Source organism: Pseudomonas sp. NFACC46-3 (genome assembly GCF_900114515.1).
GTDB lineage: Bacteria > Pseudomonadota > Gammaproteobacteria > Pseudomonadales > Pseudomonadaceae > Aquipseudomonas > Aquipseudomonas fluorescens_Q.
The window spans coordinates 221,749-237,227 of record NZ_FOTH01000001.1; the positions used below are offsets into that span (position 1 = coordinate 221,749).

The 15,479-nt window shown below is 62.3% G+C and carries 3 protein-coding genes; all 3 read right to left on the bottom strand.

Annotated features, from left to right (window positions below; all coding sequences use genetic code 11):
* Window positions 1–2: 2 nt before the first annotated feature.
* The gene (locus BM300_RS00955) at window positions 3–9,467 is read right to left on the bottom strand and encodes a non-ribosomal peptide synthetase (RefSeq protein WP_092461695.1); all 9,465 of its coding nucleotides are present in this window, start codon (window positions 9,465–9,467) and stop codon (window positions 3–5) included.
* 44 nt (window positions 9,468–9,511) lie between these two features.
* The gene (locus BM300_RS00960; protein ID WP_092461697.1) at window positions 9,512–14,329 is read right to left on the bottom strand and encodes a non-ribosomal peptide synthetase; all 4,818 of its coding nucleotides are present in this window, start codon (window positions 14,327–14,329) and stop codon (window positions 9,512–9,514) included.
* Window positions 14,330–14,399: 70 nt separating this feature from the next.
* Window positions 14,400–15,374: a TauD/TfdA family dioxygenase gene (locus tag BM300_RS00965; RefSeq protein ID WP_256575776.1), complete on the bottom strand. Its 975-nt coding sequence runs from the start codon at window positions 15,372–15,374 to the stop codon at window positions 14,400–14,402.
* Between the last annotated feature and the right edge of the window lie 105 nt (window positions 15,375–15,479).

A 15,479-nucleotide genomic window follows, 5' to 3' on the forward strand; every position in this document is an offset into this window, starting at 1 on the left:
CCTTACTCTTCCATCTCTGATAACAGGCGCTGCATTTCGTCCAGTGCTTCGTCGGTCGAAGGCCCTTGGGGTTTCTCGATCTGCTCGGCAAGACCGGCGATCGTCGGGTTATGGAACAGGCTGCGCAGCTCGATCCTGATGCCGAAACGGCTCTCGACCTGGGTCATCAGGCGCATCGCCAACAACGAATGCCCGCCCAGCTCGAAGAAACTGTTGAACACCCCGACTTGCGGCACCTCAAGCAGGCTCTGCCAGATGTCGGCCAGTTGCTGCTCCAGTTCGTTACGCGGCGCCACGCCCTGTACAGCGATGGGCTGCGGTGCCGGCAAGGCCTTGCGGTCGATCTTGCCGTTGGCATTGAGGGCAAAACGCTGTAGCTCGATAAAACCGGCCGGGACCATGTAGCCCGGCAACAGGCCTTCGAGATACCGCCGCAGGGCCACTTGATCAATGGGGCTGGGCGCCTGCAGCCAAGCGAACAGGCTTTGACTGCGCGGATCGATCATCACCACGGCCTCTTCCACGCCCGGGTAACGACGCACCAGCGATTCGATCTCACCGGGCTCGATGCGGAACCCGCGCACCTTGACCTGGAAGTCGCTGCGACCGACATACGCCAACCGACCGTCACCGCGCCGGCGTACCAGGTCGCCAGTGCGGTACATGCGGCTGCCAGGTTCGCCGGCATAGGGGTCAGGCAGATAGACCGCGGCCGTTGCGGCGGCGGCATGCTGATAGCCACGGGTAACCCCGGCGCCCGCGATATACAGCTCTCCGGTAGTGCCCAGCGGCACCGGACGCAGCATTTCATCGAGCACATAGCAGCGGGTATTGAGCAGCGGCGAGCCAATATCAGCCACGCCGGACGGCACCTCCTGCAACGCCTGCGTGGTCGACCAGACGGTGGTTTCGGTCGGGCCGTAGGCGTTGATCAGTACCACGCCCCGGCTACGCAGCTCGGTCACCAGTTCGCCCGGAACCGCCTCACCACCAATCAGCCCGCGCACTGGCGGCCAGTCGGCCTGTCCGGTTTCCAGCAGGATCTGCCAGCCGGCGGGTGTCGCCTGGAACACCGTGGCCCGGCGCAGCAAGGCAAACAGTTGATGACCATCGACGACCTGCTCGCGACGGGCCAGCAAGATGGCTGCGCCGTTGACCAGCGGCAAGAACAGTTCCGGCTTGCACATATCGAACGCGTAAGTGGTACTGGCCAGCCAGACATCCGCAGCGCTGAGTGGCAACTGCCGATCGAGACCGGCCAACAGGTTGCTCAGGTTCTCGCGTGTGATCTGCACGCCTTTTGGTGTACCGGTCGAGCCCGAGGTGTAGATCACATAAGCGCGTTGCTGTGGGTTGACCGCCAGCATCAGGTTGTCGGCGCTGCATGCCTCCAGCGACAACTGATCGAGCCAGACGTTGTCGACACCGCTCAAGGCATCGCCACACTGACTTTCGCTGAGCACCAGGGCCGGCCGCGCGTGCTCGATGATGAAGCGCAGGCGATCTGCCGGGTGTTGCGGATCCAGCGGCAAGTACGCCGCGCCAGCTTTGTGAATAGCCAGCAGGGTTGGCAGCAACCAGGGGCCACGACTCAAGCAAACGGCAATCAGCTCATCGGTGCCGACACCCTGTGCACGCAGCCAATGGGCCAGGCGATTGCTGAGGGCATTGAGCTGGGCATAACTCAATTGCTGATCCTGGCAATCGACCGCCAATGCCTGGGGCGTCAACGCCACCTGGCGCTCGAAGCGGGCAATCAAGTCCACTTCGCCGTGCAAGACCTCGGCTGCCTGGTTCCATGGCCGCTGGGCCAGGGCATGATCGGCGTTGGCCAGGTCGATGTCCCATAGGCGCGCCTGTGAGTTTTTCAGCATGCCCTCGAGCAGATACAGATATTCGTCGGCATAACGTTGCGCCGTCCGGGCCAGGAACAGGTCGGTGTTGTACTCCAGCACACATTGCCAATCGTCACCGTGCTGCTCGATGTGCAAGCCGATATCCACCAGGGCGCTGTCACTTTCCACAGCCAGTCGCTGCGCCGGCAAGCCGGCGAAACGGTGCTCATCCTTTGCGGCGACATCGCGCTGGATCAGGTTGAACAACGCCTGGAACAGCGGTGTGTGGCTAAGGTCGCGGCGCACTTGCAACGCCTCCACCAGTCGCTCGAAAGGGACGTCCCCATGCTGCTGTGCAGCCAGGTGAGTGGCTTGCAGTTGCTGCCAGAACTGTTCGACCGGTTGCTGGGCATCAATGTGACTGCGCAGCACCTGGGTGGTCGCGAAGTAGCCAATCAGGTTGTCGGTGTGGGCCTGATGGCGATGGGCGACCGGCAGGCCAATCCAGATTTCACGCTGGCCCGAGTGTCGGGCCAGGAGAACTTTCCAGGCTGCCAGCAACGGCGCGAACGCGGTCAACCCATGGCGTTGCGCGGTCTCGCGCAGCGCCTTGACCAGGGTTGCCGGCAGGCTGAAGCGCAGGCGCTGGCCTTTGTAACCTTGCTCCGCGGGGCGTGGCATGTCGGTCGGCAGGTTCAGCACCGGCGGCTCCCCTGCCAGGCTCCGACGCCAGTACTCAAGCTGCGATTCGATACACGCTTGCCCCGCAGGACTCTGCCAACTGGCGGCGATGTCAGAAAACTGCAGCGGTAGTGGCGGCAAGCAAGCGCCGCGCCCTTCCAGCAACGCCTGGTAGATCAGTTGCAGTTCATTGAAGAAGATTTCCAGCGAACGGGCATCGGCGATGATGTGGTGCAAGGTAACCTGCAGCACACTCAGGCTTTGGCCCTGGTACACACGCACTCGCCACAGCGGGGGCGCCGAAAGGTCGAAGGGACGCTGTGCCTCTTGACTCAGTTTCTGCGCAAAAACTGGCGAATGCGCGTCAATCTCCAGAGGCTCGAAGCTCAACGGCACCGCCGTGAGCGCCTCGACCTGCTGACGTGCGCCCTCGGACGTTTCGCTGAATACCGTGCGCAAACTGTGCTGGCGACTGATCAGTTGCGTCAGTGCCTGCTCCAGCAACGACGGTTGCAGCGCCCCCTCCAGACGCAAGGCGAGGGACAAATGGTAGGCCTGGGTATCGCCCTGCAAACGATCGAGGAACCACAGCCGCTGCTGGGTGAAATGCAGCGGTGCCAAGGGTTCTGCAAAATGACGCAAGACGCCCTCGGCCTCAATGCCCGTCGCCGCCAACTGCGCCGCCAGATCCCGCAGGACCGGCTGCTCGAACACCGTGCGCAAAGGCAGGCGCCGGCCATGCTGTTCGGCCATTCGCGCCACCAGACGCGCTGCCAGCAGAGAATGGCCGCCCAAGGCGAAGAAGTTATCGTCGGCACCCACATCGGTGCAGCCCAACAGCTCCTCCCAGAGCTTGGCCAACGCCTGCTCCCATTCGCCCGAAAGCGCGCCACTGTGGCGGTTACGCTGTACCGGCGCCGGCAATGCCTTGCGGTCAACCTTGCCGCTGGGGCTCAAAGGCAGGGTGTCCAGGCGAACGAACTGGCTCGGCAACATGTAGTCCGGTAATTGCGCGCCGAGCGTCTCACGCAAGAGCGCTTCATCCAGCGGGTCGCCTGCGTAGTAAGCCACCAGACTCGCTGTTTCGCCGTCACCCAGCAGCACGACAGCCGCTTCGCGAACCCCGGGAATACGCGCCAGCAGCGCTTCGATTTCACCCAACTCGATTCGGAAGCCGCGCAGTTTGACCTGGAAATCCAGACGCCCCAGGTAATCCAGGCCGCCCTGGCTGTTGCGACGAACCCGGTCACCGGTGCGGTACATACGGGCGCCAGGCACGAAAGGATCGGGCAGGAAAGCCGCCGCGGTCAGTCGCGCCGCCGCGAAGTAACCACGACCGAGGTTGGCCCCGGCCAGATACAGTTCACCCGGTACACCTGCGGCCACTGGCTGCAGATCAGCATCGAGGACATACGCCGCGGTATTGGCCACCGGTTGTCCGATTGGCACTTCCACACCCGCCTCACCACCACGGCGTACTTCAAAAGTGCTGTAGACCGTCGCTTCTGTCGGTCCGTAACCGTTGATGACCCTGGCGCCCCTGCCCTCGATGGCTTCGGCCAATGCACACGGCAAGGCCTCCCCACCGGAAACGGCACGCACGCCTTGCCAACTGCGCGAGGTGTGCGCCACCAGCATCCGCCAGGTCGCCGGAGTGGCCTGCATGACCGTTGGTTGTCCTGTCATCAATAGCTGATCGATCGCTTGGGGATCACGCGCCTGCTCGCGATCAGCCAACAGGATGCTGGCGCCATGCGCCAGAGGCAGCAGCAATTCGACAATGGCAATATCAAAGGTCGCGGTGGTCAATGCCAGCACCCGATCCCGGGCCGTCATTGGCAAGACCTGGTCCACGGCCAGCATCAGGTTCATCAGGTTGCCGCGGCTGATAGCCACGCCTTTGGGCTGGCCGGTGGAACCGGAGGTGTACAACACGTAAGCGAGCTGCTCCGCCACCAATACCGGAGCCTTGTAGCGGTCGGCAGCGCTCATCGCATCGATATCAAGCAACGGCACGCCACTGTTCCACTGCGCCAACACCGCCAGGCTCGCGGCAGTGCCCAGGCACAGTTTGGGTTGCGCCGCCTCAAGAATGTAACGGCCACGCTCCGGTGGCGTGTCCTCGGCCAACGGCACGTAGGCAGCGCCGGCCTTGAGGATCGCCAGCATCGCCATGGGCAGGCGGGCATCACGAGGCAGGCTCAAGGCCACTCGATCTTCGATGCCAACGCCATGGGCCTGCAAAGCCGCCGCCAGTCGTTCGGCGGCCTGATCCAGTTCGCCATAGCTCAGGCGCTCATTGCCGGCCAGTACGGCGACCGCGTCGGGTTGGCGGGCAACCTGATGAGCAAAGGCCTGGAGGATGTCCTGATGACCGGCCACGCGGAGCCCCTCGATTCGGGCAAGACCCCGTTCGGCGGGTTGCCATGCCAGCTCACCCAAGGCCTGCCCTGGCTGCTCTAGCAACGCATCAAGCAATGCCAGATATTGTTCGGCCATCGCTTGCACGGTCTGTTCGCGGAACAGATCGCTGCTGTATTGAAGGCTCAGGCTGATGCCATGCTCGCTGTCCCGCACGTCCAGGTGCAGGTCACACATTACGCTGTCCGGACGATTGTCCAACGGCTCGGCGATCACATCGGTCAGCTCAAAACGCTCCAGGGCGTTACCCGGAAAGTAGTTGAACATGGCCTGGAACAGGGGGTTGTAACTTACCTGCCGGACCACACCAAGCTGTTCGATCAGGTAATCGAAGGGCAAGTCCTGATGGGACTGAGCCGACACCGACAACGCCTGCAACTCGGTCATCAGTTGCAGCAGACTGCGCTCGCCCGACAGTTTTTTGCGATACACCAGCGTGTTGACGAAGCAACCGACCAGGGGCTGCAGGACCCCATGGTGCCGATTGGCAACGGGAACCCCGACCAGAATGTCGTCCGCGCCGCTGCGGCTGCGCAACAGCAGCTGAAACGCGGTCAGCATCGGGATGAAGTTGCTCCAGCCATGGTGAGCACTGAACGCGCGCAAGCGTGCCGCCAGGGCCTCGGGCACGCGCCGTTCAACACGACCGCCAGCCTGGGTGGCCTGGGCAGGACGAGGAAAATCGGCCGCCAGCTCCAGCACCGGCAACTCGCCGGCCAACTGCTCGCGCCAATAGGCCAGTTCCTGCTCACAGGCCTTGCTGGTCATCCATTGGCGTTGCCAGAGTGCATAGTCGGCGTATTGCATCGACGAGGCTGACTGCTCCGTCACCAGGCCTTGCCGCAAGTTGCGGTACTGCTTGCACACACCGTCGATGATCAATTGCAGGGACCAGCCATCGGCAACGATGTGATGGCAGTTCAACGACAGGACAAATGCATCCGGCGCCAGGCGATAGAGTCTTGCACGCAGTAACGGAGCCGTTTCCAGAGAGAAAGGCGTCATTGCATCCTGACGCAGCAAGTCGTGCAGCGCCTCTTCGCTCTGCACCTCGACCAAAGGCATCTCAAGCTCGGTGCGGGCCAGGATCACCTGGCTCGGCCCGTGAGCTTCGCCGATAAACCCGGTGCGCAGCACTTCGTGCTGATCGACCACCGCCTGCAGGGCAGCCTGCAGGTCGGCGACATGCAACTCGCCGGTCAAGCGCACGGCACCGGCCAGGTTGTAGGCGGGACTTTGCGGATCCAGTTGCTGCAGAAACCACAGGCGCTGCTGGGCAAACGAAAGTGGCAGCTTTTCAGGGCGCGACAACAGCGTTGGCGACAACTTGACCGTGCTGGCCCGGCTTTCCAGCCAATCGGCCATGGCGGCGATGGTCGGGCGCTCGAACACCACGCGCAGAGGCAAATCCTTGCCACTGAGTTTGCCGATCAGGCCAATCAGTTGAGTGGCCAGCAGCGAGTGACCGCCTAGCTCGAAGAAATTGTCCTCGACCCCGACCTGACCGAGCCCCAGCACGCTTTGCCAAGCCTCGACCATCTGCCCCTGCAACTCGCTGCTGGGCGCAACGTAGCGGGCCTGACTTTGCGCGGCGAAATCCGGCGCGGGCAAGGACTTGCGGTCGATCTTGCCATTGCCATTGAGTGGAAAGCGCTCCAGAAACACAAAAGCGCCCGGGGTCATGTACGGCGGCAGGTTACCCAGAACATGCTCGCGCAGGGCCTCGATGCTTGCCTGTGCATCCGCCACCACATAAGCCACCAGGACCTTGGAACGTTGCTGGTCATCACGAGCCACCACCACGGCTTCCCGTACGCCGGGGTAACGGGTCAGGCAGGCTTCGATTTCGTCCAGTTCAATACGGTGCCCGCGGATCTTGACTTGGTGGTCGGTACGGCCGACGTATTCAAGATCACCATTGGGCAGGAAGCGCGCCAGGTCGCCAGTGCGATAGAGACGGGAACCGTCGTTGGCAATCGGGTCTGGCAGGAACACCGCCGCCGTGCGCGCCGGGTCGGCCATGTAGCCGCGCCCGACGCCCACCCCGGCCACGAAGATTTCCCCGACCGCGCCGGCCGGTATCGGCTGCAGGTCGGCATTGAGCAGGTACAAGCGATTGTTCAATGTGGCGCGACCGATCGGCACATTGGTGCGCTGCTCAGGCAAACGCTCGAGCAACGGATGAAAAGCCACATCATCGGAGCATTCGGCCGGCCCATAGGCGTTCATCAACGGGATGGCGGGATAATGCTCGAACCAGCGACGCGCCAACGCCGGCGGCAACGCCTCGCCGGTGGCCAGCACCCAGCGCAGGGACGAACGCTCGAGCCCCGCGTCGAGCAGGCTCTGCATCAACGACGGCACGGCCTCAAGGATACTGATGCCGTGCCGTTCAATGGCTGAAGCCAGCGCCTCAGGATCCTGCACGACGCAATCGCCGAGGATCACCGTGCGCGCCCCCAGCACCAGGCCGGCGAGGGTTTGCCAGACGGAAATGTCGAAGCACTGCGGCGCGGTCTGGGCAATCACGTCGGTCGCATCGAGCCCCAGCCCCGGCAGTTTGCCGAGAATGTTATTGAGCATGCCCGCATGCGCCACCATGGCTCCTTTGGGCGTGCCGGTGGAACCGGAAGTGAAGATGCAATAGGCCAACGAGCGGTCGTGAACCGGGATGTTCAACGCGTCATCGCTGTAGCTGCTCAACACCGCCGGATCGTAGAGCACCGATTGGGGACGCTGCTCAAGGTAGTCCAAAGCCTCCATCGCCAGCTCGCCCTGCCCTGCACTGTGAATCAGCAGTGGCGTTCGACTCTGGCGCAGGACCTGCGCCAGCCGCTGAGGCGGGTTGCGTGGGTCGAGCGGCAGCCAACCGGCACCGGCCTTGAGGGTGGCGACAATCATCACCACCAGGTCCAGGCCTCGCTCGTCGAACACCGCGACCAAATCGTCGGACTTGACCCCCTGCGCCCGCAAGTGCCGGGCCAGACGGTTGGCGGCGCGGTTCAACTGGTCGAAGGTCAGGCTTTGCTCGCCGTGAACCATGGCAATGCGCTCGGGTGTCTGGCGAACCTGTTGCTCAAACCGCTCGATGTACAGCGGTTGCAGCAGTTGTTCATTGGCCGCCAGACCACCCCCGGCCCAAACTTGATGCTGGTGGGCAATCTCACGCTCATCGAGCATCGCCAAGTGGTGCAAAGGGGTCTCGGCGTTCGTGTGCAGGGCATCACCGATGTTCAGCAACAAGGTGCGGAAGTGGCGCAGCATCTGCTCGACTTCTTCGCGCAGGAACCAGTCGGTCTGGTAGGTCAGTTGCAAATGCAGCCGCTCACCCGGGACGATCACCACCGTGATGGGATAGTTCGTATGGGTGCGGTTGGCCATGTCGCTGATCAGGTAGTCCAGTTGCCCCTGGCGCAAGTCGGCGGCAATGGGGGCGTTCTCAAAGACGAACAGGCTCTGGAACAAATCCTGACGCTGTACTTCGCTCCAGCGCTGGATCTCGGCCAGGGACACACTCTCGTGTTCGCGCAGGCTCAGGTTCTCGGTCTGCAAGGCCTTCAGCCATGGACCCAGCGCGTCATCCGGGCGCCAACGCCAGCGCAGCGGCAAGCTGTTGATGAACAGACCGACGATGCTTTCCATGCCTTGCAGGTGCACTGGGCGACCGGCGACCGTGATACCGAACACCAGGTCGCGATCACCGCTGTAACGCGCCAACAGCAAAGCCCAGGCCCCCTGCACCAGGGTGTTCAGGGTAATGCCGTGTTGGGCCGCCGCGCTTTGCAGTGCCTGGGTTTGCTCAAGCTCCAGATGTTCGACACAGTCCTCAACGGGCTCGGCGGCGCCCTGAATGCGCCCGACATGACCGAAGCCAAATTCATTGGGCGTGTCGAAACCCGCCAGGCGCTGTTGCCAGAACGCCTGATGATCTTCCGGCTTCTGGGTTTCCAGCCAGCGAATGAAATCACGGTATGGACGCGGCGCCGGCAAATTCAGGCGGCGACCTTCCTGGGCGGCGCGGTAGCCGTTGAGGAAGTCCATCATGATGATCGAGAAGCACCAGGCATCCATCAGAATGTGGTGATAGCTGCGCACGAACTGGTAGGTGTCGGGCGCCAGCTTGTACAGCCTGACTCGCATCAGGGGGGCCTTGGTAAAATCCAGTCCCTGGGCGCGTTCTTCGCTGAGCAATTGCTCCAGGCGATCCTGCTGCTCACCTTCGCTTAGATGCGACCAGTCCTCATAGGTGATCGGCAATTCGACCTGCTTGTGCACGACCTGCATCGGTCGCTTCTGCTGCTTCCAGACAAAAGAGGTGCGCAGCAACTCATGGCGCTCCACCACCTGCGCCCAGGCCTGACGAAAAGCGGCCAGATCGAGATTGGGCATGACCATGACATGACGGTATTGCAGCAGGTACATACCCTTGCCAGGGTGCAGCAGGCTATGAAACAGCAGCCCCTGCTGCATGGGAGCCAGCGGGTAAATCGCTTCGATATTGCGCGAAAGTGCTTTGACCTTGTCGTTCATGCTGACGGTATCCGAACCTGTAATGTAGGGGGGCGCAATAGATGTCACTGCTCGAGTTGTTCGAGCAGCCCCAGGAACTCATCGTCGGACAAGCCGGAGTCGGCGAAGTCCGAAGCTGTGGCGCGACCGGCCGTGGGGGCCAGGCAGTGCTCCAGCAAGGCCGCAATACGCTGCTGGAATTGCTGCGCCAACTCGCGGACCAACGCTGGCTCGTGGACCTGCGGGGCATAACGCCATTCGATATGCAGCCGACCTTCGTTCACCAGCGCGGTGACATCCAGCAAGTGCGTACGGCGGGTGCTGTCGGCGCGCATGCCCGGGCAGATCGGCCGAGCCAATCGCCAAAGGCTGGACGCATCGAGCCATTGGTCGACCCGCCCCAGGTAGTTGAAGGTCAGCAGCGAGGCCGCCCCCAGGCCATGGGCCGGGTCGAGGCGCAGCAATCCGTAACCCATGCCTTGTTCAGGTACGCGGCGCAGGGCTTCCTTGGCGGCGATGATCGAGTGTTCGCAATCCCATGAGGTGTCGACGGCCAGCGGATAGCGGCTGGTATGCCAACCAATCGAGCGGGACAGATCGGGGCTCTGCTCCCAACCGCTGCGACCGTGGCTTTCCAATTCGAGGGTGACGCGCTCCCGCCCCTGCCACTGGCCGATGGTTCCGGCCAGCGCGGCCACCAGCAGATCCTGGACCTGGGTGCCGTACGCCCCATGACAATCGCCCAGTAACACCTGCGTCTGCTCAACCGACAATTGCGTGTCCAGCGTCCGGCTCTCACCGTACAAGCTGACCTGTGCAGGTACGACGCCCTCGGCGGCCAGCTGCTCGTGCCAGAAATCCACCTGCGCCACTACATCAGGCTCACCGCGGTGGCGCTGCAACGCTTGGCTCCACACATGGAAACCTGCCGTGACGGCGGGCAGAACCATGTCCGGTTGCAGGTACAGGCCTTCCAACTCTTGCAGCAGAACCTGCCACGACACCGCATCGACCAACAGGTGATGGGCCGTGCAAAGCAATTCCCGGCTGTGAGGGAAGTACACCCAGCGGATCAGCGGTGCCTGGGCCAGGTTCCAGCCCTGCTGCGAGCGTTGCAGCAGCGCTTCGGTCAAGGGTTCTTCCACAACCTGGAACAGCGCTTTGACCTGTTCCTGGGAAAAGCGCTGATAGCGTTGTTGCCAGCCCTGCGCCGATGTTTCAAAGGTCAGGCGCAAGCTGGCGTGGCGCTCAAGCAACGAGCCCAGGGCCTGGGTAAACCGCTCCTGATCCAGTGGCTCGTCCAAAGCCAGCAACAGCGACTGGTTCCAGTGTTCGGCCAGGTTTTGCTGCTGGGCAAAGAACCAATCCTGGATCGGCGTCAAGGCGAAAGCCGTGGTGGGCTCAGGCCCGTCGCTGGCAGGCTGCGCATTCATCGCGCCAAGGTCCACCACCTGCTCGGCCCAGCCGCGCACGGTGGGGTATTCGAAAATCTGCTTGGGTTTGAGCTGCAGACCCTGTTGCTTGGCCCGGGCGATGATCTGCAAACTCAGAATCGAGTCGCCGCCGACCGAGAAAAAATTGTCGTCTACCCGCAGATCCGGGTTATTGAGAATCTCCCGGGCGATTTCGAGAAGGCGTTGCTCGAGGGTCCGCCGTGGTGTCTGCACCACCCGGGCCAAGGCTCGCACGCTTTGTTCGGCAAACAACTGCTTGGGTGTCATCAGAATCTGTTGCTGGCGTGCCAGGGCAATGATTTGCAGGCCAAGAATGGAGTCGCCACCCAAGGCAAAGAAGTTGTCATCAGGCCCCACCTCGGGGTTGCCGAGCATCGCCCGCCAGATGTCCAGCAACGCGGCTTCCACGGCGCTCAAGGGCTGATCGCCCAACGGCCCTGCCCCATGCAGCGGCGCCGTCGCTTGCTCAGCCAGGCGCAACAATGCCTGACGATCGACCTTGCCGTTGGGCAGCAAGGCGAAGCCGTCGAGACAATGCCACTGAGTCGGTTGCATGTAGTCCGGCAATTGCCGTTGCAGCGCCGTCTGGATTTCGGCCAGTGCGGCCGACGGCGCGACCAGGAAGGCTACCAGTCGATTGCCCGACAACGGCGTGGGGCTGTTGAGCACCCTGACATCGCTGACAGGAGGCATGGCGCGTAACTGTGCCGCGACCTCCGCCGGCTCCACCCGGTAGCCCCTGATCTTGACCTGCTCATCGAGGCGACCGAGAAACTCCACCTGCCCCTGGTGATTGAGTCGCACGCGGTCCCCAGTGCGATAACCGTGCTCACCAAAGCGTGCGTGATCGGCATCGGTGGCACTGAGATACCCCTGAGCGACGGTCGCCCCTTGAACGTACAGTTCACCGCTGACGCCGATCGGCAACAGAGCGCCATCAAACGAGCGCACGCTGACCTGGACATTGGCCAGTGGCCGCCCCAACGGTGCGGCACCGCTGGCATCGACCTCATGGGTCAGCACCCCGACGGTGGTTTCGCTGGGTCCATAGTGGTTGACGATGCGCAAATCCGCGCTCAAGGCACGCAAGCGTGTCACCAACTCGTGACTCAGGGCCTCGCCGCCCACCACCAGGCATCGACGCGGCAACAGCCGCTGCGGGTCTTTGGCGATCAACAAGGCGTTGAGGTGCGACGGCACGATTTTCAACAGGTCGACGGGCTGGTGTTCAAGCACGGCAGCCAGTTCCTCGGCGTCGAAGGCCAGTTCCTCGGCCAGCAGGCGCAGACAGCGGCCGCTCAGCAGTGCGCCGAACAAGGCCGTGTGGCCCAGGTCGGTCGCACAGCTGGCCAGACTCGCCAGACTCGCATCGGCCGGCAGCTTCAGGCGTTCAAGGCATCCACTCACGTAATGAATCAGATTGCCCTGGCTGACCTTTACGCCCTTTGGCCGGCCGCTGGAGCCCGAGGTGTACACCACGTAAGCCGCAAGATCGGCCGCCAGGGCCGCTCGCAAAGGTGACTCACTGGACAATTGCACAGACGGCAACGCCAACCACCGAACCTGCCCAGGCAACCACTCGGGTCGCGCGCCCTCACTGATCCACACCTTGGGCATTGCATCCTGACAGATAGCCTGCAAACGCGACGACGGCCACTGCGGATCGAGGGCCAGGTAGGTCGCGCCACACTGCCAGGTTGCGAGCATATGCATCACCAACTCACGACTGCGCGGCAGGCACAAGGCAATGCGCTCACCGGCCAGGCTCGAAGCCTCCTGCAAGCGTTCGCCGCGGGCGACCACAGCACGTCCCAGCTCGGCATAGCTGAGCGTACCCTGCTCATCCTGAAGAGCAATCGACTGCGGCTTGCGCTCACACTGCTCAGTGAACGCCTGCCAGGCGTTGCTGACGGCGACCGACGCATCCTCCCCGCTCAGGAATGACTGCTGCTCGGGCACCAACCAGTCGAGTTCGGCAAACGGCCTTTTGGGCTGTTCGATCGCCGCGAGTGCCAAGGCGACGAACTGATCCCGATAGCGCTCAATCGTTTCATGGCGGTACAACGCCTTGCTGTAACGCCAGCGGCAGAGGAACCCCTCCTCCTCGTCGATGATCACCATGTTCAGTTCGTGGGCCGCGCCGCGCTGCTCCGACAGCAAGCGGTCGACGTACTGCTCGAAAGGCGCGATGCGTTCCTTGTTCAGCGTGAACATATGTTGGAACAGCGGCGCCCTGCCCACCTGGCGCGGTAAATCCAGTTGCTTGACCAGGCGCGAGAATGGGTAATGGCGGTGCTGCAGGGCTTGCTTGACGGTGGCATCTACCTGCCTGGCCCAGTCGCCGCTGGACAGATCCCGACGCAGACGGCAGCGAATCGGCAGCGGATTGACCAGGTAGCCCGGCAGATTGACGTGCTCGCGTCGCAAGCGCCAACCGCTGGGCGTCCCCAGGACGAAATCGTCTTGGCCTGACAGCACGCCGAGAAATTGCTGGAACAGTGAGAACCACAGCACATACGGCGTCACTCCCACCTCTCGGGCTACGGCGCGAAACCGTGCCGTGGTGGCCGGATCGAAGCGGACCGACAACTCCCCACCTTTGAATGCCTGATTGCTGCCGTAGGGAAAATCCGTCGGCAACTCCAGCGTCGGCGCTTCGGCCAGTTGTGCCTGCCACCAGGCCAGTTCCACGGGCTCGGCCGCTTCGCTGCGGATGTGCAGATCACTGCAGTAGTTGCGATAGGCGTCGGGATTCACGGCGGGCAGCGGCTGATCGTTGATCAATGCGAACAGCTCATTGAGCACAATGTAGAACGTGGCCAGATCCGCCGCGATGTGATGAATCACCAATAGCACGGTGTGCTCGACATGGCCGTCGCGTGCATTGCTCAAAAGGACGACCCGACTGACGTCCCCCTCTTCCAGCTTGAAGGGAAGATCGGCCGACTCAGTGATACGTTGCTGCAACGTCTCTGCGCCCGCGTCTTGCAGGGCCACACACTGCAACGGCTGGACCCGCTCGCGGTGGCTCCACTGCAACAACTCGCCGTTGCGCTCGGCATAGGCCGTGCACAACATCGGATAGCGCCGCTGGACCGTCACCCAGGCGTCCTGCAGGCGTTGAGGCAAGTCTTGGGTAACGAACTGCGGCTTGATCCGTCCGGCATAGGCAATGTTATAGGCGCAGCTGTCAGGCTCCAGGCGCTGAAGGAACCAGAGCGCCTGCTCGTTATCCGTCAGGGGCCGGGCAGCAAAATAATCGGGGTGCTGTTGCAGCCACTGCAGAATTTCGGCGTCGCGTGCATGGAGCTCGGCACTGAGCTCATCATCCAGCGCACCTGGCGATCCGTGCGTAACGATCAATTGACCTTGGGCTATCGATAGGCGAATTCCACGCAGCCAGCAGCGATGCATCAGGCGATCGAGCATTTGATGTCCTTGATTGTACTTGTTCGAAATAGGCCGCCCATTACGACGGCTTTCTGAAAGTGGGAGGCGATCAGCTTGCCGAGACTGGTTCTGCCATGGCGACCACGACCTTGCGCGATCCCTGGAAGGTCGAACGACCGTGAGCGACCAGCATGTTGTCGAGCATCAAGACGTCACCCGCCTGCCAGGGAAAACTCACCTGACAGCGCTGCAGCACTTCGCGGATGTGCTCCAACGCTTCCAATTCAATTGGCGAGCCGTCGCCATAAAACACGTTACGCGGCACGCCCTGCTCCCCGACGATGGAGATCAATGTCTCGCGCACCGACGCTGCCAGGTTGGAGATATGGAACAGATGAGCCTGGTTGAACCACACCCACTCCCGGGTCACCGGATGCTGGGCAACGGCCTGGCAGACCTGGCGAGTGGAAAGCTCGCCATCGTCCGTCCACTGGAACTCGATGTTGCTGGCGCGACAGAAACGCTCGACCTGGGCACGGTCTTCGGTGCTGAAAGCCTGTTGCCAGGGCAAGTCCAGGCCATTGCCGTAATTGCGCACGTACATCAGGCGTTTCTCGGCAAAACGCTGACGGATAGCAGGATCGAGTTGCTGGTAAACGAGACGGCTGTCGGCTATGGGGGTTTCACCGCCGACCGGCGAGGCCTGCATACAATGAAACCAGATTTTCATCGGCCAATTCAGCGAATAGGACTGTTCATTGTGCAGCGGGATAACCTGATGGGCCGGGTACTCGGTGGAGGTGTATACCCGGTTGTTGAGCTTGGTGCGCGGGGTGGAAGCGTAGTCGTAGGTCAGCAGTTCATGGCCGAAGCTACGAGCAAATTCCTCGAAGTCCGCCTCTCCCTTGAACGCAAAACCGCGAAACAAAATGCCACCCGCACGCGGCAACTCAGTTTCTACGACCTGCTGGATCTGCGCTCGACTGGCTTGCCAGGCATCGCCGGCAAGCGGAGCCTGGAATATGAACGGCAGGGTCTGCTCGTTACCCGGTACAACATCCATGAATTGAACCTGTGCACGCATCAAACCGCTTTCCATTTAAGCCCCCCGCCATCGCGATCAGCGTATTTTTCGAGAGCATAAACTAATACAAACGAGTAACACCTGCAATAGAGAATCATTGTCATT